The organism is Caulobacter sp. GW821-FHT11E10, from assembly GCF_058808375.1.
The window spans coordinates 550,250-573,347 of the sequence record NZ_JBXARP010000002.1; the positions used below are offsets into that span (position 1 = coordinate 550,250).

Consider the following 23,098-nt stretch of genomic DNA (forward strand, 5'->3'; position numbering starts at 1 on the left):
AGACAGCTTCACGACAATTCGATTACACGCTCGGCAGCGCGATTGACCGCGCCGATGCTGGAGTCCTAAGCCGCCCGCCAACCGCCGGATCGCGACGGGAAACCCATCTTGCATCGGGCTGTAAGGACGCCGGCGCTCGCGCCGACGAGGGCGGCCCGGAAGGATCGAACATGAAGTACAAGCTTACCCGGGGTCGTCTGCTCACGACCACGATGATCGCTGGCGTGGCCACCCTGGCCGGTTTCGCCGCGAACGCTCAGACCGCCGCTCAGACGCCGAGCGACCAGACCGAGGTCGAGGCCGTCGTGGTCACCGGCTCGCTGCTGCGGCGCACCGACACCGCCACCCCCTCGCCCGTCACGGTCCAGACCAGCGAACAACTCAAGGCCCAGGGCATCACCACGGTGGCCGACGCCATCCGCAGCCTGTCGGCCGACAATTCGGGCTCGGTCCCGGCCGCCTTCGGCAACGGCTTCGCCGCCGGCTCGACCGGCGTCGCCCTGCGCGGCCTGACCGTCAACTCGACCCTCGTCATGATCGACGGCCTGCGCAACGCCAGCTATCCGCTGGCCGACGACGGCCAGCGCGCCTTCGTCGACCTCAACTCGATCCCCTTCAACGCGGTCGAGCGCATCGAGACCCTGAAGGACGGCGCCTCGTCGCTGTACGGCGCCGACGCCATCGGCGGCGTGGTCAACATCATCATGAAGTCGAACTACCAGGGCATGGGGGCGGACCTGTCGGTCGGCGCGTCCCAGCACGGCGGCGGCGACCAGTATCGCTTCAACGGCGAGATCGGCCACGGCGACCTGGATGCCGACAAGTACAACATCTACTTCGACGTCGAGTACCAGCTGGACAAGCGCATCGGCATCGACCAGCGCGGCTTCCCGTACAACACGTTCGACCTGTCCTCGATTCCCGGCGGCACGAACGACAACCCCGGCGCCGGCGGCAGCACCTTCTACGGTCAGGTCAAGCGCGCCACCATGGGCACGGCGGGCGACATCTCGACGGGCGTGGCCCTGGCCGGCGACCTTTGGCGGCCCCTGCGCACCTGCGCTTCCGACGCCCCGCTGACCACGGTCGCGGCCGGTTCGTACTGCGCCCAGAACGTCGCCGGGTTCGGTGATGTCGAGCCCCGCCAGGAGCGCGTGGGCGCCTATGGCCGCTTCACGATCAAGCCCAGCGACGACTTCCAGGCCTATCTCAGCGTCAGCTACATCCAGTCGAAGACGTCGACGACCGGCACGCCGCGCACGATCTCGTCCTCGACCCCGCACAACCTGTCGAACATCGTCCTGCCGGCCCTGCTGTCGAACGGTCAGGTGAACCCGAACAACCCGTTCGCCGCCGAGGGCTATGACGCTCTGATCCGCTACCGCTTCAGCGACCTGAACAACGGCGCCTTCTACACCAACCGCATGGCCCGCATGGTCGGCGGCGTCGAAGGCTCGGCCAAGGGCTGGGACTACCACGCCAACCTCGTGCTCGCGCACGGCTGGCTTGAGAGCCAGAACAACGGCTTCATCAGCTACAACGCCCTGCAGAGCGCGGTGAAGAACGGGACCTACAACTTCATCGACCCGTCGAAGAACAGCCAGGCCGCGCGCGACGCCCTCGCCCCGGTGCTGGCCAAGACCTCGACCAGCGACCTGGACTCGATCAACGTCGTGGCTTCGCGTGAGGTGTTCACCCTGCCGGGCGGCCCCGCCCAGCTGGGCCTGGGCGGCGAGTTCCGCTACGAGGCGACCAACGACCCGGCCCTGAACCCGGTCAACGACGCCCAAGGCCTGGGCAACGCCCGCACCATCGGCAACCGCACGGTCGCCTCGGCCTTCGCCGAGCTTGGCCTGCCGGTGCTGGACAATGTCGAGGTCAACGTCTCGGGTCGCTACGACCACTATTCGGACTTCGGCGGAAACTTCTCCCCGAAGATCGGCGTCAAGTACACGCCCAGCAAGACGGTCGCCCTGCGCGCCACCGTTTCGAAGGGCTTCCGCGCGCCGTCGTTCTCGGAATCGGGCGACTCGGCCAGCCAGGGCTTCACGAACTTCTCGTTCGCCAACTACCCGGACTTCGTCGCGGCCCACGGCGGCAGCGAGTACACCAAGACCTACTCGCTCTCGAGCATCACCGCGGCCAATCCGGACCTGAAGCCCGAGAAGTCGACCAGCTACACGGCCGGCGTGGTGTGGGCCCCGACCCGCAGCTTCAGCGTTTCGCTGGACTACTACCGCATCAAGAAGAACGACGTGATCGCCCAGGCCAGCGCGGGTGAGGCCATCGCGGCCTACTACGCCGGCGAAGCGATCCCGGCCGGCTACGTGGTGACCCCGGATCTGGCCGATCCGGACGCCCCGAACGCCCTGCCGCGCATCCTCTCGGTGTCGTCGCCGTACATCAACGCCGACTCGCTACGCACCAGCGGCATGGACCTCAGCGTCCTGAACACCGCCTACCTGCCGGCCGACATCAAGTGGACCAGCAACCTGGAAGCCACCGTCCTGTTCGACTTCAAGTACACCCAGGGCGGGTCGACCTATAACTACGTCGGCAAGCAGGCTCCGTACGTCCTGTCGTCGGGCGCCGGCACGCCGAAGTACCGCGCCTCGTGGAGCAACACCTTCGCGCGCGGCCCGGCCCGGGTCACCGGCACGCTGAACTATGTCAGCGGCCTGCGCTCGATCGACGAGAGCTATACCGGCGACCAGTCGTGCCTGTACGGGACGGCCGACTTCAAGTGCCACACGAAGGACTTCTATTCCTTCGATCTTACCGGCGGCTACGACGTCAGCGACCACACGACGGTCTATGCCGACGTGCTGAACCTGTTCGACGCCGGCCCGATGTTCAACCCGGCCAACTACGCCGCGGTGAACTGGAACCCGACCTACTCGCAGTCGGGCGCCGTGGGCCGCTACTTCCGGGTGGGCGTCCGCCTGAAATACTAGGCTGTGCAACACGTGCTAGCCGAGGACAGCCGCCGGATTCGGCGGCTGCGTACAGAGATCTCGCGTACGGACCGCGTGAGTAGGGTCCGATGAGATGGAAGGGGTCGTCCGCGAGGACGGCCCCTTTTCCATGACCCAGGTTTAATCGAACAACGGTCTTCATGACGCATTGTTAAATCGCGCGACGGTTGCGGCTTCGCTATCTCGGACGAAACGCTCGCTTTGCGGTATCGTGGGGCCAGGCTGTTCAAAGGATCCCGCGCATGACCGCCTATTCGAAACTGGCCGCCCTGGCCGTGCTGGCCGCCGCCGTTCCCGGCATGGCCGCCGAAACCCCCGCCCCCTCCACCTATTGGCTCAGCGCCGAGACGACCTCGGGTCAGTTCGGCGGCCTGGGCGGCGGTGGCCGTCCCTCCGCCGCCTCGATGATGCGCGGCATGATGGGCGGCGGCTCGCAGGTCAATCACAACCTGACGCTCCAGCTCGGCTCGCCGCAGCGCCCGACCGCGGCGCCGACCGCCGAGCATCTGCCGCCCGCCACCCTGCGCGCCGGCCCCAGCTTGCCGCTGGTGACGCCCAGGATCGAGCAAGCCAAGGCGCCCGAGACCGACACGCCGCAGCTCCCCTATGAGAAGCCGAAGGGCAAGATGCTGATCTACTGGGGCTGCGGCGAACACGTCGGCCCGGGTCAGCCGCTGGTCGTCGACTTCAGCAAGCCCCAGACCCTGGCCGGGTTCGCGGCCAACGACGTACGCTTCATGCGTCCGCCTTCACCGTCGCGGTTCGCCACCTATGGCGACTGGCCCAACGAGAAGACCCGCAAGACCGTGCCGGCCGACGGTTCGCTGGTCGGCGACCATCTGGTGCGCGGCAACTATTCGCCCGAGATCCGCTTCAACCTGAACGCCAACCAGGACTTCCTGGCCCCGTTCGTCCTGACCGAGCAGACCGGCCAGCCCAGCGGCGCCACCCGCCTGTCCTGGAACGCCATCCCCAACGCCCGCGCCTACTTCGCCATGCTGATCGGCGGCGGCGCCGGTGACGATGGCCAGACCGTGGTAATGTGGAGCTCCAGCGCCACCCGCCAGGGCTTCGGCGCCTTCCATGACTATCTGGCCCAGGACGAGATCACCCGCCAGCTGTCGCTGAAGGCCCTGCTGCCGGCCCAGACCACGACCTGCACCGTGCCCGCCGAGGTCACCAAGGCCGCGCCGGCCGCCATGCTCAGCATGACCGCCTGGGGCGGCGAGGCCAACTTCGCCTATCCGCCCAAGCCGGCCGACCCCAAGGTCGTCTGGAAACCGGAGTGGTTCGCCAAGGTCCGCTACAAGTCGACGACCGGAACCATGCTGGGCATGCCGTCGATGTCGCCGGGCATGAACGCGGCCCAGTACGAGGAAACGCCGCGCAACGGGCAAACTCCGCCGCCTCAGCCGGGCAAGGTCGACAAGAAAGCCATCGCCAAGGGCCTGCTGAAGGGCATCACCGGCTTCTAGGGACGCCGCCCGAGCAAAAAATGGGCTGACCGGCCCGTTGCCCCGACGGCGGAAATCCGCTCCAGCTTCGTCAGTCCAGGGAGAGCGAATGCGCCGACGCATTCGCCAGGGACTGACGGGGTAATGCGATGACGCGTGGTGCAGCGATGGCCGGGGCGGCCCTCGGCGTGGTGCTGGCTTTCGGCGGGCTTGGAGCGGCGATCGCCGCCGAGATCACCCCGCCCGACAAGGCCTTCGCCCAGCCGGTCGGCAGCGACTATTTCCTGGCCGACTACACCGCCTACGAAGCCTATCTGAAGACCCTGGCCGGCCAGTCCGACCGGATGAAGCTGGTCGACATCGGCAAGACCGAGGAAGGCCGCACCCAGTGGATGGCCATCGTCTCCTCGCCGTCCAACTTGGCCAAGCTGGACGACTACAAGGCCATCGCCCGCAAGCTGGCCAAGGCCGAGGGCGTGTCCAAGGACGAAGCCGCCAAGCTGGCCGCCCAAGGCAAGGCCGTGGTCTGGATCGACGCCGGCCTGCACGCCAACGAGACGATCACCACCCAGGGCCAGATCCAGGTGCTGCACCGGATGCTGACCCAGACCGACGCCGAAACCCTGCGCCTGCTGGACGACTGCATCATCCTGTTCGCGCAGGACAATCCGGACGGGATGGAGATGATCTCGGACTGGTACATGCGTAACCAGGACCCGAAGAAGCGCGAGTTCGGCTCGCTGCCGCGCCTGTACCACAAGTACATCGGCCACGATAACAACCGCGACAGCTTCATGTCGTCGATGGCCGAGACCACCAACGTCAACAAGCAGCTGTTCCGCGAGTGGTACCCGCAGATCGTCTACAACCAGCACCAGACCGGCCCGAACGGCATGGTGGTGTTCGTCCCGCCGTTCCGCGATCCGTTCAACTTCAACTACGACCCACTGGTCATGACCGAGCTGCAAGAGGTCGGCATGGCCATGCACAGCCGCCTGGTGGCCGAGGACAAGAAGGGCTCGGGCGCCCGCAGCGCCGCCCCCTACTCGACCTGGCACAACGGCATGGAGCGGTCGGTCGCCTATTTCCACAACTCGATCGGCCTCTTGACCGAGATCATCGGCGGCCCGACCCCGACCACGGTCAATCTGGTGCCAGACCTGCAACTGCCCAGCAACGACCGCCCCGCCCCGATCGCCCCGCGCGAATGGAAGTTGCAGGACTCGCTGGACTACCAGTGGACCATGAACATGGCGGTGCTGGACTATGCGTCCCGCAACCGCGAGCGCCTGCTCTTCAACATCTGGAAGATGGGCGACAACAGCATCAAGCGCGGCAGCCAGGACAGCTGGACCACCACCCCGACCCGCGTCGAGGAACTGGCCGCCGCCGGCAAGGGCAAGCCCGGACCGTACGGCGCGGCGATCGATCCCAGCCTCTACAAGTCGGTGCTGCAGACCCCGGAAGAGCGCGACGCCCGCGCCTATGTCATCCCGTCCGACCAGGCGGACATGCCGACCGTGACGGCCTTCCTGAACGCGTTGATCAAGACCGGCGTCGACGTGGACAAGGCGGCCAAGCCGTTCACGATCGGAGCCAGGACCTATCCGGCCGGCTCCTATGTCGTGCGCTCGGCCCAGGCCTATCGCCCGCACATCATGGACATGTTCGAGCCGCAGGATCATCCGCACGACCTGGACTATCCGGGCGGCCCGCCCAAGGCGCCCTACGACGTCACCGGCTACACCCTGGCCTACCAGATGGGCGTCAAGTTCGATCGCATCCTGGATGGCTTCGAGGCGCCCACCACGCGGGTCCCGGACCTGATCGCCGTGACACCGGGTTCAGTGAAAGGCTCCGGCGGCGCGGGCTGGCTGGTCAGCCACGAGACCAATGCCAGCTTCACCCTGACCAACCGCCTGCTGAAGGCCGGCGCCAAGGTCTATTGGGTCAAGGACGGCGCCAAGGCGGGTAAGGTCGCTTTCGGCCCCGGCGCCATCTGGATCCCGGCCTCGCCCACCGCCAAGGCGGTGATCGACAAGGGCGTGAAGGACTTAGGGATCGACGCCTACGCGGTCGGCGGCAAGCCCTCGGGCGCGACGATCGTCCTCAAGCCGGTCCGCGTCGGCCTGGTCGACGTCTATGGCGGCTCGATGCCCTCGGGCTGGAACCGCTGGATGTTCGAGAAGTTCGAGGCGCCCTTCCAGGTCGTCTACCCGCAGCGCCTGGACGCCGGCGACATCGCCAAGGACTTCGACGTGCTGGTGTTCCCGGACGGCGTGGTTCCGGCCCCCGCCGAGGGCCCGTTCAAGGCCGGCCGCGGCGGCCAGCAGCCCAAGCCCGAGGACATTCCGGCCGAGTACCGCGCCTGGCTGGGCCGGGTGACCGACGACAAGACCCTTCCCCAGATCGCCGACTTCGTGAAGGGCGGCGGCACGGTCGTCGCCATCGGCGCCTCCACCCGCCTGGCCACGGCCCTGGGCGCGCCGGTCGAGGTCGCCACCGCCAAGATGGAAGACGGCAAGCTGAAGGCCCTGACGACCCGCGAGCTCTACATTCCCGGCTCGGTGCTGCGCGCCAAGGTCGACCCGAAGCAGCCGCTGGCCTATGGGGCTTCCGACCAGGTCGACGTGTTCTTCGACCGCAGCCCCGCCTTCACCCTGAAGGCCGACGCCAAGGGCGTGGCGCGCGTGGCCTGGTTCGACGCCGACAAGCCCCTGCGCAGCGGCTGGGCGGTCGGCCAGGAGAAGCTGAAGGGCTCCACCGCCATGCTCGACATCGACGTCGGCAAGGGAAAGGTCTTCGCCTTCGGTCCCGAGATCACCCAGCGGGCGCAGTCGTACGGGACGTTCAAGTTCCTGTTCAACGGCCTGCTGTATGGGCCGGCGGTGAGCGGGAAGTAGCGCTCTCTAGCCTCCAAACCAAACAAGCCGTGTCATCCCGGGCGGCGTAGCCGACCCGGGACCCAGGGGGGTGAAAGAGCGCCATGCGCGCCGCCCCTGGGTCCCGGCTCTACGCTGCGCTTCGGCCGGGATGACACGGCTTTTGTGCGTCTGGTCAGCCACCCACAAATGAAGATCGCCGCCGGAGGGGCAGCTCCGGCGGCGAATGATCGTGCCCGTGGGGTGGCTCGGGGGGGAGTATGACCCCTAGGGCGCGATCGCCTCGGCTCCCGGACGACGCGGATCCGCGCCGCCCAGATAGAGACCCTTGTCGATCATGATCGACTGGGCGGAGCCCATGGTCTCGTCCGAGGATAGGGGGTGGCCCATCGCCTTGAGGGCGGCCACCGTGTCGGGATTGAAGTTCGGCTCGACGCGCAGGTTGTCGCTGGCGTCCTGGAAGATGCGCGGCTGATGCGTGGCCTCGGCCACGTTCATCTTGAAGTCGACGACGTTGACGATGACCTGCAGCACCGTGTCGATGATCGTGCTGCCGCCCGGCGTGCCGGTGATCAGCCAAGGCTTGCCGTCCTTGAAGATCATGGTCGGCATCATGGTCGACAGCACGCGCTTGCCCGGCTGCAAGGCATTGGGCGGCGCGGTCTTGCCGTCGCGCTTGGCGCGCCAGGCCGCCTCGTGGGCGTAGTTGTTCATCTGGTTGTTCAGCACGAAGCCCGCGCCCTCGACCATCACGCCCGAACCGAAATCGGCGCCCAGGGTGAAGGTGTTGGAGACCGCGTTGCCCTCGGCGTCCGCCACCGAGAAGTGGGTGGTGTTGTGGCTCTCGAACGCCCACGGATCGCCGACGCCCATTTCCTTGGCGCTCTTGGCCTTGTTGGGATCGATCAGCTTGGCGCGCGCGGCGCCGTATTCCTTGGAGACGTAGCCGCGCAGCGGGACCTGCACGAAGTCGGTATCGCCCAGATAGCGATACCGGTCCGCGTAGCCCAGCTTCATGGTCTCGGCCATCAGGTGCAGCGACTTGGACGAGCCCGCGCCGGACGCCGTCAGGTCGAAGGTCTCCAGGATGTTGAGCATTTCCAGCAGCGTCGCGCCGCCGGCGCTGGCGGGCGGCGAGGTCTTCACCGTCAGGCCACGATAGCTCCCGACCAGCGGCGGCCGGAGGACGGCCTTGTACGCGGCCAGGTCTTCCGCCGTGATCAGGCCGCCGTGCTTCTTCATGTCGGCCGCGAAGCGCTGGGCGATCTCGCCCTTGTAGAAGGCGTCGGCGCCGTGATCGGCGATCTGGCGCAGGGACCAGGCCAGGTCCGGCTGCTTCAGGGTCTCGCCCGGCCGATAGAGCTCGCCGCCGGTCTTGTAGAACGCCTGCTTGCCGGCCTCGCTCTCCGAGAGGCGCTGCTTGCCCCAGCTGAAGACGAAGGCCTCGTCCGGCGACAGGGTCACGCCGTCGGCGGCCAGCTTGTAGGCCGGCTCGACGACCGACTTCCACGGCAAACGACCGTACTTCTGGTGTGCCAGGAACAGGCCCGCCACCGTGCCGGGCACGGTCGGGGCGCGATAGCCCTTGGAGGCGACGTCGTCGATCTCCTTGCCCTTCTCGTCGACGAAGGTCTCGAGCTGGGCGGCCTTGGGCGCGATGCCGCGATAGTCGATGAAGACCGTCTGATCGGTCTTGGCGATATAGACCATCATGAAGCCGTCGCCGCCGATATTGCCCGCGCGCGGCAAGGTCACGGCCAGGGCGAAGGCGGTGGCGACGGCGGCGTCCACGGCGTTGCCGCCCTGGCGCAGGATGTCGGCGCCGACCTTGGTGGCGATGGCGTTTTGGCTGACCACCATGCCCCGCTCGCCGACCACCGGCGAGTGGATGCTGGGATACTCCAGCAGCTGTCGCTTCTGGGCCAGGGCCCCGGTCGAAGCGATCGGCGTGAGCGTCAGGGCCAGCGCCGAGGCGGCCGTCGCGAACAGGCGGAAGGGTTTCAAGGTCGAGCCTCGCAATACGGGACGCGCGAAGAGAAACGGGGCGGCCCGCGAGGACCGCCCCGAGGTCGGGAGAACTAGAAGCGCTTGCTCAGGTTCATGTACCAGTAGCGGCCCGTGGCGTTGTGCAGGGCCCCCAGGTAGCCGAAGTTGGCCGAGGCCACCGGCGGATCCTTGTCGAACACGTTGCGGGCGCCGACGCGGATCGTCGAGCCGTCGAACATGCCGTCCTTGAAGGCGTACTGGCCGTAGAGGCTGACCGTGGTCCATTCCTTGACCGGGAAGTACTCGCCGTTCACCTGGGCCGGACCGGTGTCATAGACCTGGCCGACATAGTTCACGAAGGCGCCGGCGCCCCAGCCGTTGTTGCGCCAGGTGAAGCTGGCGGTGCCGCGGAACTCGGGGAAGCCGTCCATCTGGATCTGGTTGCCGGCCGACGAGATCGTCAGGCCCGGCAGCTCGCCCCCGGCGACCGCGGCTTGCAGTTGCGCCTCGAGCGGGCTGGCCGACTGGTCGTACTTCAGCAGCTTGGCGACGTTGACCGACAGGCCGAAGTCGCCCCAGGCGGTGTCGTCCAGGTCGTAGTCGACGCTGAAATCGACGCCCTGGACCATGCGCGGCTGCAGGTTCTGATAGGTGTCGTTGATGTAGGCGATGTTGCCGACCGTGGCCGAGCCGACCGGCGCGTCACGCACGACGTTCGGGTTCGATGAGCCGTGCAGGCGCTGATAGTAGTCGAAGGCGATCGCGTTATAGCCGCCCACAACGCCGATGACGCCCTTCTCGCGGATCGACCAGAAGTCCGTGGTCAAGGCCAGCTTGCCGAACGCGCGCGGGATGAAGGTCGGCTCGTAGACGAAGCCGACCGTGGCGTTATCCGCCTCTTCCGGCTTCAGGTTCTTGTTGCCGCTGCGCACCTCGATCGTGCTGATGCTGGCGCAGGTCGTGGCGTTGATGCGGCAGGCGCCGTAGTCGATGCGGCTGTTCGAGACCGTCGCGCCGTCGCTGTAGAACTGCGGCAGGTTCGGCGCGCGGAAGCTCTGCGAGACCGAACCCCGGATGGCCAGGCCCTGGCCGACCTTCCAGTAGATCGCGCCCTTCGGCTTGTAGACGCTGCCGAAGTCCGAATAGTCCTCGCCGCGAGCGGCGATCTGGAGGCTGACTTCCTCGACGAACGGGATGCTCATCTCGGGCGAGATGATCGGCACGGCCAGTTCGAAGAAGGCCGACTTGATCGAGCGGTGGGCCTTGACGTCGACGGAGCCCGACGCCCCCATGACGTCGGTGCCGTAGGTCAAGCCGGTGACGCTGTTGGTGTACTTGACCTTGCCGTCCAGGCGGTTGTCGCGATCGTCCAGATAGGTCTCGCGGCGCCATTCGACGCCGGCCGCGACGCCGACATCGCCGCCGGGCAGGCGGAACAGGTCCTTCTTGGAGACCTTGAAGTCGGCCAGGGCCAGCGAGGTCTCACTGATCCGATAGACATTGATCAGGAACGAATTGATCGTGTCGCGATTGCTGACCGTGGCGTCGCCCAGCGAATAGTTGTCCAGGCTGCCGCCGTTGAACGGGTTGTAGGCCGACGCGTCGGTGCGGTTCACGGCCTGCTGGAACAGCGTGTTGCTGATCGCATTGTGGGTCATGTCCTTGGTGCGCGCCTTCGAATACAGCAGCGCGGAATCCCACTTCCAGCCGTTCCACCGGCCCTTCAGCCCACCCAGCAAGCGGAAGCTGTCATCCGTCACCGTGTAGGTGCGCGGACCGGTGTCGACCGGGCGGTAGGTGGTGATGTTCATCGCCAGGCCGGTGGTCGGGACGCCGGTCAGGCCGGCCAGGCGGTTCGGGCTGGTCGTCGGACCGAAGGGGTTCCAGTAGGCGTTGGCCGCGATGCTGATCGGCGCGGTGCTCAGCGGGGCCGACTGCTCGCGGCTGCCGGTGAACAGGGCGTGGTAGTAGCCCGCCTCGCCATAGGCCGTCAGGTCGCCGAAGTCGTGCTCAACGGTCGAGAACAGGTTGGTGCGCTCGACGCCGCCCTTCAGGGTGCGGTCGGGGTTTTCGTCATAGCGCAGGACGCGGTCGGTCGTGCCGGTGATGGTGCCGGCGCGCAGGCAGAGGTTGCCCGTCAGTACGGTGCTGGAGCAGCCGGCGGCGGTGTTGCTCACCGGTTCGACGTGGAAGACGCCCGAGGTGGTCAGGGCCACCGTGCCCTGGCGCACGGCCGTGGTCGACGGGATGACCGTGAACGAACCCCAGGGGCTGGAGGTCGAACGGCTGTCGAAGGTGGTGTTGTCCACCCACGGGGTGTTGGCGATCTGCGCGCGGTGATCCTCGCTGGCGGCATAGTCGCGCTCGGTCGCCATCAGGCGGCTGCGGCTGGTGTAGTTGCCGAAGAAGGTCAGACGCGTGCCGTCTTCCAGGCGCGTGCCGGCCTTCACGTTGAAGGAGCCTTCCTGGTAGCTGGTGCCTTCCGAGCCGCCGTATTGCGCTTCCAGCTTCAGGCCGCGAAAACGGGTGTCGAGCACGGTGTTGACCACGCCCGCCACGGCGTCGGTGCCGTAGATGGCCGCGGCGCCGTCGCGCAGGACTTCCACGCGCTTGACGCCCGCGACCGGGAACGAGTTGGTGTTGACGGTCTGGACCGGAACCAGGTTCTCGGTCTGGCTGCCCGGCGCCAGCACGGCGCGGCGGCCGTTCAGCAGGGCCAGGGTGTTGCCGGTGCCGAGGCTGCGCAGGTTCAGCGAGGCCACGTCGCCGCGCGCGTCGTTCAGGTTGCCGGTCGTGCGGGCTTCCTGGAACTGAACGTCGCCGGCCTGCGGGATGGCGCGGAACAGTTCGTCGCCCGACACCGCGCCGGTGGCGATGATGTCGTTCTCGCTCATGACCGACACGGGCAGAGCTTCCGTGGTCCGGGCGCCTTCGATCTGCGAGCCGACGACCACGACGGCTTCGACGACCTGGGCCTCGTCAGTCGACGCGCCGGCCCCCGCGCTCGAGGACTGGGGGAGGTCGGACGGAGCCTGGCGCAGCGTGATGGTCTTGCCGTCGTCCGACTGGACGACCAGGCCCGCGGCCTTGGCCAGGCGGGCCAGGGCGTCGGCGTCGGCGACGTCGCCGCTGACGGCCGGCGTGCGCTTGCCGGTGGCCGCTTCGAACGGGAACAGGACCTGCTTGCCCGACTGCTTGGCGAAGGCCTGCAGCGCGGTCACGGCGTCACCGGCCGGAATGTTGAAGCTGTGACGGGCCTCCTGCGCCAGGGCCGGACCGGCCAGGACCAGGACGGCGGCGGACGCCATCAGGAAGCCGCGAACCGTGCGGCGGTGGGTGTCGATCGACATTCTTCTTATAACCCCTCGGGACGTTCTCCATCCCCATGGGGGAACGCCTTCGAAAGACCGACGTGGGCGCGCCGGGTTTCCGCCATACCGAACGGAGATTTTTCAGCCCATTTTTTGGGGCTGAGACGACTAGCCCCGACGCGACAGGCGGATCGCGCCGTCGGCGCCCGCCGAGGCCCGCACCGGGAAGGCGCTGGTCACGGCCGCCACGAAGCTCTTGGGCTCGGTGGTCTGGAAATAGCCGGCCAGACGCAGCCCCGAGATCGACGGATCGGCGATGCTGATCTGCTGGCGATTGTAGCGATTGAACTCGGCGACCGCCTGCTCCAGCGACTGGCCGTTCAAGGCGATCGCGCCCTGACGCCAGGCCAGGGCCCGATCGATCTCGTTCTCCGACACCGCCCGCGAGCGGCTCCCGGCCGAGCTGTAGATCGCCGCGACGCCGGCGGTCAGGCGCAGCTCGTCCTTGTGCTCGGTGGGCGCCGGGTCGAGATCGACGGCGCCCTTCCGGACGGTCACGGCCGCGCCGTCGGAGCGCAGCCGCACGGCCATCTCGGCCCCGCCGTCGGCCTCCATCACCGCGTCGGCGGCCTTGATCACGAAGGGTCGCGAGTCCTTGGCGGCCTCGAACACCGCCTCGCCCCGGATCAGCTTCACCTCGCGCACGCCGTTGCGATAGCGCACGACCACCTTGCTGTTGGTGTTCAGCTCGATGCGGCTGTTGTCGCTGAGCACCACGACCCGGCGCTCGCCGATCGCGGTGGCGTAGGCGGTCGAGCCGCCGAAGGTCATGACACCCGTGACCGTCAGGGCGATGGCCGCGGCGGCGGCCATGCCGCGCGCCCAGGGCGACTGGCCGAGGCTGGGCAGCGACAGGCGGCGCGCCGGGACCAGCAGGTCGCGATCCGGCCGCTCGCTGGCCGGGCGCAAGGCGCGCAGGCGTTCGAGGCGCGCCCAGACGGCGGCCTCGCGTTCGAACGCGGCCTCGTGCTCGTGGCTGTCGTCGCGCCAGGCCTCGAAGGCGGCGCGATCGGCGGCTGAACACGAGGGATCGTCAAGCCGGACCACCCAGAGGGCGGCCGCCTGCCTCACCGCTTCGCGTCGTGATCCCGTCTCGCGCTCCATGAGCGTCCTTCGTCGACCTTACTCTTGCGTCCGATACGACGTCCCAGCTTGTCGGAACAGTACCGAAGGCCCTTCACCAGATGCTTCTCAACAGTAGAGACGGACAGGCCGAGCCGAACCGCTATCTCGTCTGGCGAGAGGCTATAAACTTTTCTCAACGTGAAGACGCGCCGGCACTGCGCGGGCAGTTCGGCGATCGCCTCGGCCAGGGCCCGCAGCTCTTCCCGTGATTCGAGCACCATGTGGGCGCCGGGTGTCTCGTCGATCGGCTCGATGCGGTCGAAATCGGCGACGGCGGTGATGGTCAGCACCTTGCGGCGGCGCAGGGCGTCCAGGGCGCAGTTGCGCAGGATGCGGGTGGCGAAGGCGGCGGGGTTGCTGACCTCGCGCCAAGTCCTGCAAGCGATAGCGCGCGCGAAAGTCTCGTGAACCAGGTCCTCGGGATCGGTCTGCCCGTCGCGGCAGAACCGCCGGGCGTAGGCCAGCAGATCCGGCTCGAGCGGTAGGATCTCGCGCCGGAACCAGGCGCGCCGGTCTTCGTCTTCTTGCGCCATGGACGCTCCCCTCGACAGGCAGCCAAGCCCATCGGGAGCCGGATAGCAACCCGGCGGCGACGCGGCCGCCGGGTTGCTTCGCATCCAGCCTAATCGTCGATCACGTTGTTGCGGGTGTCTTTCAGGAACAGCCCGCCCACGACGGCGGTGACGCCGGCGATGATCACCGGGTACCAGAGACCCGAATAGATGTTGCCGGTCGCCGCCACGATGGCGAAGGCCGTGGTCGGCAGGAAGCCGCCGAACCAGCCGTTGCCGATGTGATAGGGCAGCGACATGGCCGTGTAGCGGATCCGGGTCGGGAACAGTTCGACCAGCATCGCCGCGATCGGGCCGTAGACCATGGTCACGTAGATGACCAACAGGGCCAGCAAGCCGACGACCACGGGCTTGTTGACCGTGGCCGGATCGGCCTTGGCCGGATAGCCGGCGGCCTTCAGCTGGTCGCCGAGATCGGCTTCCCAGCTCTTGCGCGCGGCGGCGAAGGCCTTGCCCGTGGCCCCCTTGGCGTCGAAGCCTTCCAGGTTCACGGCCCCCACCTGCACCGAGGTCGGCGAGCCGGCCGAACCGGCGTGGGTGCTGTAGGTGACCCCGGCCTTGGCCAGATACGCCTTGGCCACGTCGCAGGGCGTGTTGAACTTGGCCTTGCCGATCAGGTCGAACTGGAAGGCGCAGGTGGCCGGATCGGCCGACACCACGACCGGCGACGAGGCCGCGGCGTGGGCCAGGGCCGGGTTGGCGTAGGTGGTGATGCCCTTGAAGATCGGGAAATAGGTCGCCGCCGCCAGGACGCAGCCCAGGATGATGATCGGCTTGCGGCCGATCTTGTCCGACAGCCAGCCGAAGATGACAAAGAACGGCGTGCCGATCAGCAGGGCGACCGCGACCAGGGTGTTGGACAGCGCGCCGTCCAGCTTCAGGGTCTTTTCCAGGAAGAACAGGGCGTAGAACTGGCCCGTGTACCAGACCACCGCCTGACCCATCGTCAGGCCGAACAGCGACAGCAGCACGACCTTGAGGTTCTTCCAGTTGCCGAAGGCCTCAGCCAGCGGCTTCTTGGTGCCCTTCCCCTCGGCGATCATCTTCTGGAAGGTCGGGCTCTCGTGCAGCTTCAGGCGGATCCACAGCGACACGCCCAGCAGCAGCATCGAGACCAGGAATGGAATGCGCCAACCCCACGCCTTGAAGGCCTCTTCGCCCAGCTGGGTGCGGGTGAACAGGATCACGGCCAGCGACAGGAACAGGCCGACGGTCGCCGTGGTCTGGATCCAGCTGGTGTAGAAGCCGCGTTTGCCGGGCGGGGCGTGCTCGGCGACGTAGGTGGCCGCGCCGCCATACTCGCCACCCAGGGCCAGGCCTTGGACCAGACGCATGACCACCAGGGCGATCGGCGCCGCGATGCCGATCTGGGCGTAGGAGGGCAGCAGGCCGACCACGAAGGTCGACAGACCCATCAGCAGCATGGTGATCAGGAAGGTGTTCTTGCGGCCCCAGATGTCGCCCAGACGTCCGAAGATCACCGCGCCCAGCGGCCGGATCGCGAAGCCGGCGGCGAAGGCCAGCAGCGCCAGGATGAAGCCGGTCGTCTCGTTGACGCCCGAGAAGAAGTGATTGGTGATGATCGCCGCCAGCGATCCGTACAGATAGAAATCGTACCACTCGAACACCGTGCCGAGGGACGACGCCCCGATCACCAGCGCGTCGCGCCCTTTCGTGGGCGCGGCTTGGCTGTCAGCCCCCATACGCTTAGTCCCTTCCCTCGATCACGCCGCGCGTTCCCCCGCGCGGTCGCCTGAACCTAACTCAGAGAACCGGATTCATAGATCAAGGATTTCTGGTAGCGCTACCGCCAATTCAAGAACGCTGGTTCGCCATACGAAGCCTTAAGGTTGCGACGGCATGCTGACGGCGAAAAGCGCCCTTCGGAACAAGGGCTTCGCTGCACGCAGGCCAGAATGTCCGCTCCGCTCGCGCCCCTGATCCACGCCCGCTTCGAGGCCCAGGCCCGCGCCAATCCGGACGCTGTCGCCCTTTCGGGCGCGCGCGGGACAATCACCTACGGCCAGCTCGAAACCCTTTCCCGCGCCCTGGCCGCGCGCCTGACCCAAGGCGTCCTGACCGGAATCCTGGCCACGCGCGGCCCGCGCATGGTCGTCGCCATGCTGGCCTGCGCCCGCGCCGGCGCGCCGTTCGTGGTGCTGGACCTGGCCTATCCCCTGCCCCGCCTGCGCAAGATGCTCGACATCTGCCGGCCGGGCCTGCTGCTGGAAGCCGGCGCGACGCCGGAGGACCTCTCGGACCTGCCGCGCCTGGAGGTTTCCCTCACGCCGGGCGAGACGACGGACATCGCCCTGCCGGCCGTCGATCCCGACGCCCCCGCCTATCTGCTGTTCACCTCGGGCAGCACCGGTGAGCCCAAGTGCGTCGCCGTCTCGCATCATCCGCTGGTCAATTTCGTCGGCTGGCAGGCGCGGACCTTCGACCTCGGCGCGGAGGATCGCTTCACCCTGCTGTCGGGCCTGTCGCACGACCCGGTGATGCGCGACGTCTTCACGCCGCTGAGCCTGGGCGCTGGCTTGCACGTTCCCGACCAGGCGACCCTGACCGCGCCGGGCGGCCTGTCCGCCTGGTTCGCGCAGGTCCGGCCGACCGCGGCCCACATGACCCCGCCGCTGGGCCAGCTGCTGACCGCCGCCAAGGGCCAGGCCGCCCTGCCCGACCTGCGCTACGTCTTCTGGGGCGGCGACGTGCTGCGCCGGAGCCTGGTCGACACGGTCACCGCCCTCGCGCCGAACTGCGAGAGCGTCAATTTCTATGGCGCGACCGAAACGCCGCAGGCAGCCACCTTCCATCGGGTTCCGCGCCAGGCCGACGGCGAGGAGCGCCTGCCGATCGGACGCGGCATCGACGGCTTCGAGGTCGTGGTCGTCGACGAGACGGGAGCCGAGGTCGCCGACGGCGCCGTGGTCATCCGCTCGGCCTTCCTGACCCTGGGTTCGGTGCGCGAGGGTCGCCTGCCCGCCCCCGCCGCGCCCAAGTCGCAGGACTACGCCACCGGCGATCTTGGCCAGCGCGGCGCCGATGGCGCAGTGACCGTGCGCGGCCGCCAGGACGACCAGGTCAAGATCCGCGGCTACCGCGTCGAGATGGCCGAGGTCACCGCCGCCGCGCTGCGCGCGCCCTACATCTCCCAGGCCGTGACCCTGAACATCGGGACCGGCGAGACCGCGCGCCTTGGCCTGTTCGTTCAGCCGCTGAACCCCGACCTGATCTTGGACGCCGAGGCCTTGCGCGCGCGCCTGGCCGCCGCCCTGCCCGACTACATGGTCCCGGACACGATCGTCGTCCTGCCCACCCTGCCCCTGCTGCCCAACGGCAAGGTCGACCGCCAGGCGCTGATCGAGCAGGCCCAGGCCCGTCCCGCCGCCGCGCCCGCCCGCGCCGCCGCCTCGCCGCTGGAAAAGACCCTGGTCGCCGACTGGAGCGACCTGTTCGCCCGCGAGGTCGGGGTCGACGACAGCTTCGCATCGCTGGGCGGCGACAGCCTGTCCTACGTCACCGCCTATCTCTCGCTGGAAGAGGCCCTGGGCCAGGTGCCAGAGGGCTGGACCACCCTGAGTCTGGCCCAGCTGGCCGCCACCGTCGGCGGCGAGGCGCCGAGGAAGGGCGTCCTGGCCTGGATCGAGAGCGCCATACTGCTGCGCGCCGTCGCGATCTGCGGCGTGGTCGCCAGCCACTTCCAGCTGATCTTCACCGGCGGCAGCGCCACCAGCGCCCTGCTGTTCGTCTCGGGCTACATCTTCGGCTCATTGCAGCTGAACGAGATGGAGCACGGCAAGTCGCTGAAGCCCTTGGGCCGGCTGCTCAAGGGCCTGCTGCTGCCGCTGTTCGCCTACGAGCTGGCCAACACCGCGCTGAAGCTGGCCACCCACGAGACGGTGCGGCTCTCAAGCCTGCTGCTCTATACCGACTTCATGGACTATCGCGGCCTGCCGGCCGACGGGCCCAACGCCTATGGCGGCCACGATCCGGTGATGTGGTACGTGCACTGCATCTTCCACGTCATCCTCCTGTACGGCTTGGTGTTCTGGCTGCTGGACCGGGTGGTCAAGCTGGCCAAGCCGGCGCTGGCCACGGCCCTGACCATCCTGACCCTGGGCCTGCTGGGCCGGTTCCTGCTGCCGTTCGCCTTCGTGCCCGACTTCGGCCGTGCGCCGCTGGACATGATGTCGGTGTTCAAGCACGCGCCCAGCACCCACATGGCCACCTTCGCCCTCGCCGCCCTGGCCGGCTTCCTGAAGGGCCGCTGGCGGGTCGTGCTGACGATCGCCGCCACCCTCTACGCGGTGGCCAGCGCGCCGTTCTACACGATCGGCGACGCGGCGGTCCTGGCCCCGATCGCGGCCCTCGTCCTGTTCGTGCCCAAGGTCCCCTGGCCGCGCCTGCTGTCCAAGCCCGTCTACCTGATCGCCGGGGCGTCGCTGTTCATCTACCTGATCCACTTCAAGGTGCTGGGGATCTGGACGCGCCTGACCGACGCCCCACTGGTGTTCGCCTGGGCCGGGGCGATCGTGGCCGGCGTCGTCGCCTGGGGCTGCTGGAACTTCGGCCTCAAGCAGCTCACGACCCTGCCGACGCTGCTGCGTCGCCTGGACCCACGCAAGCCTCTGGCCAAGCCCGCGCCCGCCGTTTCCTGAGGTCGACGGCGGTCGTTTCGATCGGCTAGGGTCCGCGCCGAACCACCGGAAGGACCCCGATGACCAAGCCGACGATCGCCCGCCGCACGATGCTGGGCGCCTTCAGCCTGTTCGCTGCTTCCCCCGCCCTCGCCGCCGGCAAGCCGCGCGTGGCCATCGAGACCGACAAGGGGACGATCGTCGTCGAGCTGGAGGACAAGAAGGCCCCGATCACGGCCAAGAACTTCCTCTACTATGTCGACAAGCACCGCTTTGACGCCGGGCAGTTCTTCCGCGCCAACCGGGCCAAGGGCGCGCCGGGCGCCGGCTCGATCCAGGGCCAGCCCAAGCCCTATTCCCGCCGCGCTCCGCCGATCGCCCACGAGAGCACCTTGCGGACGGGCCTGAAGCACAAGGCCGGCGCCATCTCTATGGGCCGTGACGCGCCGGGCTCGGCCACGGCCGACTTCTTCATCTGCGCCAGCGCCCAGCCCTATCTCGACGCCAAGCCGGGCAAGTCCGACGCCGCCCAGGGCTACGCCGTATTCGGCTATGTCGTTCAGGGCATGGATGTCGTGAAGAAGATCCTGGCCGGCCGCACCGACGGCGCGACCAACGTCCCCTCGATGAAGGGCCAGATCCTGAACCCGCCGGTGAAGATTTTGTCGATGAAGCGGGTCGGTTGACGACCGGCCTGCGCTGGGCTTTTGATGGGTTCAGCGCGCTTCTGGAGCGCCGCCTGTCCGCGGCAAGGGAGACTTCTCCCATCCAGCCTACCTTCTTTGGTCTTACGAGCCCTTCTTCCGGCCCTTCGTAAGCGGACGCTCGGCCATGGGAAGGAAGGTTTGCCATGAGCCGTGAGCTCACTGCGAAGACTCGACTCGAAACCCTGCGCAAGGACGCCAAGCGGTGGCTGAAGGCCTTGCGCGCCGGCGACCCCGCGGCCAGGGCCCGGCTGTTGTCCGCCTGGCCCAAGGCCCCGGCCGACGCGGGTCTGCGTGATCTCCAGCACGCCCTGGCGCTGGAGTATGGCCAGGAGAGCTGGGTCGCCCTGAAGGCCGCCATCGACGACCTGGCCATCGCGCGCCAGACCCGCGCCGAGCGGATCGCCCAGATCCTGCGCCACGGCTGGGACGGCGAGCCGGCCATCGCCCGGCGAATCCTGAAGCGGTATCCGGAGCTGGCCCGCGACAGCCTGTTCACGGCCGCGGCCTGCGGCGATCTCGAAACCGTCGAGCGGCATCTGGCCCGCGATCGGGAAGCCGTCCGCCGCGTCGATCCCGTGCGCGGCTGGACGGCGCTCGCCCATACCGCCTACGGCCGCCTCGACGAGGCCAACGGCCTGGCCATAGCTCGCCGCCTGCTGGACGCCGGCTCCGATCCGAACTTCGGCTTCACCGACGACTGGGAGACCCCCTTCAAGGTGCTTACGGGCGCCATCGGCCTGGGAGAGGGCGCCAAGCCCAGCCATCCGCAGGCCGAAGCCCTGGTCGCTCTGCTGGTGGCGGGAGGCGCCGAGGCCTACGACTCCCAGGCGCTCTACAACGTCTCGATCGTCGGCCACGACACCCATTGGTACGACGTGCTGTGGCGTCAGGCCGAGGCGGCGGGAAAGCTCGACGACTGGCGCGTGAAGGGCCCCGGTCGGCTGGGCGAGCACCTGGGCTGTTCGACCCTGAACTACCTGCTGGGCAACGCGGTCGGTCAGAACCACCTGGCCCGCGCCCAGTGGCTGTTGGAGCGCGGCGCCGACGCCAACACACCCCACGCCTACGAGAAGCGCCCCGTCCTGGCGATCGCGCGGCTGTCGGGCTCCATGGCGGTCGCCGACCTGCTGGAAGCCCATGGCGCCACGCCGATCACCTTCAGCGGCGCCGAGGATCTGCAGGTCCTGGCGCTGCAAGGCGACGAGACGGCCGCCCAGGCGCTCGTGGCCGCGCAACCGGAGCTGATCAGCCAGCCGAGATCCCTGCTGGCCGCCGCCGAACACGGCAACGCCGGCGCCGTGGCCCTGCTGCTCCGCCTCGGCGCCGACGCCCACGGGGCGGACCACGAGGGGATCACGCCCCTGCACCGTGCGGTGCAGTCCGGCTCGCTGGAGGCGGTCGAGCGCCTGCTGGCCGCCGGCGCCGACGTCGACCGGCGGGAACGCAAGTGGCGCGGCACGCCGCTGAGCTGGGCGACGGTCCTGGGCCGGCCGCGCGTGGCCGAGCGGCTCGCGCCGCTGAGCCACGATGTGCGGGCCCTGGCCAGTCAGGCGCGGCTGGAGCGCCTGGCCGCCGTGCTCGCGGCCGATCCGTCCCTGGCCAACCACCAGCTGCCCGGCGATGCGCCGACCCCGCTGTTCTGCCTGCCGGACGACGAGGACGACGCCGTCGCCGTCGCGCGCCTGCTGCTGGACCACGGCGCGGATCCGACGCCACGCAACGACCGGGGCGACACCCCGGCCGACGCGGCGCGCAAGCGCGGCCTGGACGACGCGGCGGAACTGTTGGCGGGGTCGTCATCCCACGCCCGCAAGGCAGGGAGGGAGACCCTCTAAGCCACCGTCTTGAACGGCGCCGCCACCGCCTCCGGCGGCGGCGCCGGACAGTTCTGGGCCAGGAACTCGCCATGGCTGGGCAGGCCCGCGACCTGGGCGGCCAGGATCGGCTTGGACTGGTCCAGGGTCTGGGAGATGACCTCGTACGGCACGGTGTCGACCAGCTGCTGGTAGCGCCTGGGCCGCACGCCCATGCCTTCCATGACCGACTGCCAGGACGGATTGCGGAACATCTCGTCGACGCCCTCGCGCAACACGGCGTGGGCGCGGAAGAGCTCGATGCGTTCCTTCAGGCTGTCGGGGATCGGCGCCTCGCGGCAGGCCTTCCAGAACGGCGTGTCCTCGCGCTGGGTCGTGCAGTAGTGCAGCACGATGAAGTCGCGGATCTCCTCGTAGTCTGCGGCCATGCGGCGGTTGTATTCGGCCGCCAGCGCCGGGTCGAAATCGCGGTCCGGGAAGAACCGCAGCAGGAAGTCGATGCCGCGATAGATCAGGTGCAGCGCCGTCGATTCCAGCGGCTCGATGAAGCCGCCCGCCAGGCCCGCGGCGACCACGTTCTTCTCCCACAGGCGCTGGCGCATGCCGGTCTTGAACGGGATGAACATGGGGTTCATCAGCATCTCGCCCTCGAGGTTCTTGACCAGGGTGGCGCGCGCATCGTCGTCGCTGAGATGCTTGGAGCTGAACACATAGCCGTTGCCCGCCCGGTGCTGCAGCGGGATGCGCCAACGCCAGCCGGCGTCCTCGGCCTTCGACAAGGTGAAGGGGTGCGGCGGGCCGACGTTCTGGGTCTGCACCACCACGGCGCGGTCGCAGAGCAGCATGTCGGACCAGTCGACGAACGGCACGTCCAGCGCCTTGCCGATCAGCAGGGCGCGGAAGCCCGAGCAGTCGATGAAGAGGTCGCCGGCGACCTCGTGGCCGTTCTTCATGACCACCTTGGCGACCGAGCCGTCCGGGTGGGTGACTACGTCGGTGACGATGCCCTCGGTGCGCTTGACGCCCCGCGCCTCGGCGAAGTCGCGCAGGAACTTGGCCACCAGCCGCGCGTCGACGTGCAGGGCGTAGCTGGCCCCGGCGATCAGGGTGCGCTGGGCCTTGAACGGCAGCATGAACTTCCACTGGTCGGCCATCACCGTGCCGGGCGCGAAGTCCTGCAGGTTCGACGGGTGGCCGTTGGCCTTGGCGCGCAGCCAGCACTGGTAGAACTCGTGCGGGCCGATCGGGCCGCCGATGGCGCCGAACGGGTGGTAGTAGCGCTCGCCCTTCTGCTTCCAATCCTCGAACCGGATGCCCAGCTTGAAGCTGGCCTGGGTGGCCTGGATGAACTCGCGCTCGTCGACGCCCAGGCTGGCGATGAGTTGCAGGAACGGCGGGATGGTGGACTCGCCGACGCCGATCGTGCCGATCTCGTCGGACTCGATCAGCTCGACCTCGCAGCCACCTTTCTCGAAATAGTGGCTGAGCATCGCCGCCGAGATCCAGCCGGCCGAACCGCCGCCGACGATGACGATCTTCTTGATGGCGTTGGGATTGGTGTCGGTCATCAAGCGT

At 68.3% G+C, this 23,098-nt stretch carries 11 protein-coding genes and 1 pseudogene; 6 read left to right on the forward strand and 6 right to left on the reverse strand.

The annotated features are described in order from the left end of the window. Nucleotides 1-170 precede the first annotated feature (170 nt). The 3 genes and pseudogenes from AC1RRV_RS05590 to AC1RRV_RS05600 all read left to right on the forward strand — a co-directional run bounded on the left by AC1RRV_RS05590 (nucleotide 171) and on the right by AC1RRV_RS05600 (nucleotide 7,332). Entirely contained in the window at nucleotides 171-2,954 is a 2,784-nt protein-coding gene (locus AC1RRV_RS05590; RefSeq protein WP_492858590.1) for a TonB-dependent receptor, read from the forward strand. Between the two features lie 263 nt (nucleotides 2,955-3,217). After that, nucleotides 3,218-4,450, forward strand: a complete 1,233-nt coding sequence (locus AC1RRV_RS05595) for a hypothetical protein (RefSeq protein WP_492858591.1) — start codon at nucleotides 3,218-3,220, stop codon at nucleotides 4,448-4,450. Nucleotides 4,451-4,487: 37 nt separating this feature from the next. After that, nucleotides 4,488-7,332: pseudogene (locus AC1RRV_RS05600) on the forward strand (M14 family metallopeptidase). Between the two features lie 246 nt (nucleotides 7,333-7,578). Here the strand turns inward: AC1RRV_RS05600 and ggt are convergent. The 5 genes from ggt to AC1RRV_RS05625 all read right to left on the reverse strand — a co-directional run bounded on the left by ggt (nucleotide 7,579) and on the right by AC1RRV_RS05625 (nucleotide 16,068). Continuing rightward, nucleotides 7,579-9,315: a gamma-glutamyltransferase gene (gene ggt / locus AC1RRV_RS05605; RefSeq protein ID WP_492858592.1), complete on the reverse strand. Its 1,737-nt coding sequence runs from the start codon at nucleotides 9,313-9,315 to the stop codon at nucleotides 7,579-7,581. A gap of 74 nt (nucleotides 9,316-9,389) precedes the next feature. Then, on the reverse strand, nucleotides 9,390-12,647 hold the full coding sequence (locus AC1RRV_RS05610) for a TonB-dependent receptor domain-containing protein (RefSeq protein ID WP_492858593.1): 3,258 nt from the start codon (nucleotides 12,645-12,647) through the stop codon (nucleotides 9,390-9,392). A gap of 129 nt (nucleotides 12,648-12,776) precedes the next feature. After that, a complete protein-coding gene (locus AC1RRV_RS05615; RefSeq protein ID WP_492858594.1) occupies nucleotides 12,777-13,772 on the reverse strand; it encodes a FecR family protein in 996 nt (331 codons plus the stop codon). Next, nucleotides 13,736-14,326, reverse strand: coding sequence for an RNA polymerase sigma factor (locus AC1RRV_RS05620; protein WP_492858595.1), 591 nt, complete (start codon nucleotides 14,324-14,326; stop codon nucleotides 13,736-13,738). Before AC1RRV_RS05620 ends, AC1RRV_RS05615 begins: the two co-directional genes overlap by 37 nt. A gap of 89 nt (nucleotides 14,327-14,415) precedes the next feature. Then, nucleotides 14,416-16,068, reverse strand: a complete 1,653-nt coding sequence (locus AC1RRV_RS05625; RefSeq protein WP_492858596.1) for an MFS transporter — start codon at nucleotides 16,066-16,068, stop codon at nucleotides 14,416-14,418. 213 nt (nucleotides 16,069-16,281) lie between these two features. On the opposite strand from AC1RRV_RS05625, the gene AC1RRV_RS05630 reads away from it, so the two are divergent. From AC1RRV_RS05630 to AC1RRV_RS05640, 3 genes are all read left to right on the forward strand, one after another. Then, nucleotides 16,282-19,023 carry an AMP-binding protein gene (locus AC1RRV_RS05630; RefSeq protein ID WP_492858597.1) on the forward strand — a complete coding sequence of 914 codons (2,742 nt, stop codon included), beginning with the start codon at nucleotides 16,282-16,284 and terminating at the stop codon, nucleotides 19,021-19,023. Between the two features lie 59 nt (nucleotides 19,024-19,082). After that, the gene (locus AC1RRV_RS05635) at nucleotides 19,083-19,688 is read left to right on the forward strand and encodes a peptidylprolyl isomerase (RefSeq protein ID WP_492858599.1); all 606 of its coding nucleotides are present in this window, start codon (nucleotides 19,083-19,085) and stop codon (nucleotides 19,686-19,688) included. Between the two features lie 164 nt (nucleotides 19,689-19,852). Next, entirely contained in the window at nucleotides 19,853-21,544 is a 1,692-nt protein-coding gene (locus AC1RRV_RS05640) for an ankyrin repeat domain-containing protein (RefSeq protein ID WP_492858600.1), read from the forward strand. On the opposite strand, the gene AC1RRV_RS05645 is transcribed toward AC1RRV_RS05640, so the two are convergent. Beyond that, on the reverse strand, nucleotides 21,541-23,091 hold the full coding sequence (locus AC1RRV_RS05645; RefSeq protein WP_492858601.1) for a tryptophan halogenase family protein: 1,551 nt from the start codon (nucleotides 23,089-23,091) through the stop codon (nucleotides 21,541-21,543). The two genes, AC1RRV_RS05640 and AC1RRV_RS05645, sit on opposite strands and share 4 nt — an antisense overlap. Between the last annotated feature and the right edge of the window lie 7 nt (nucleotides 23,092-23,098).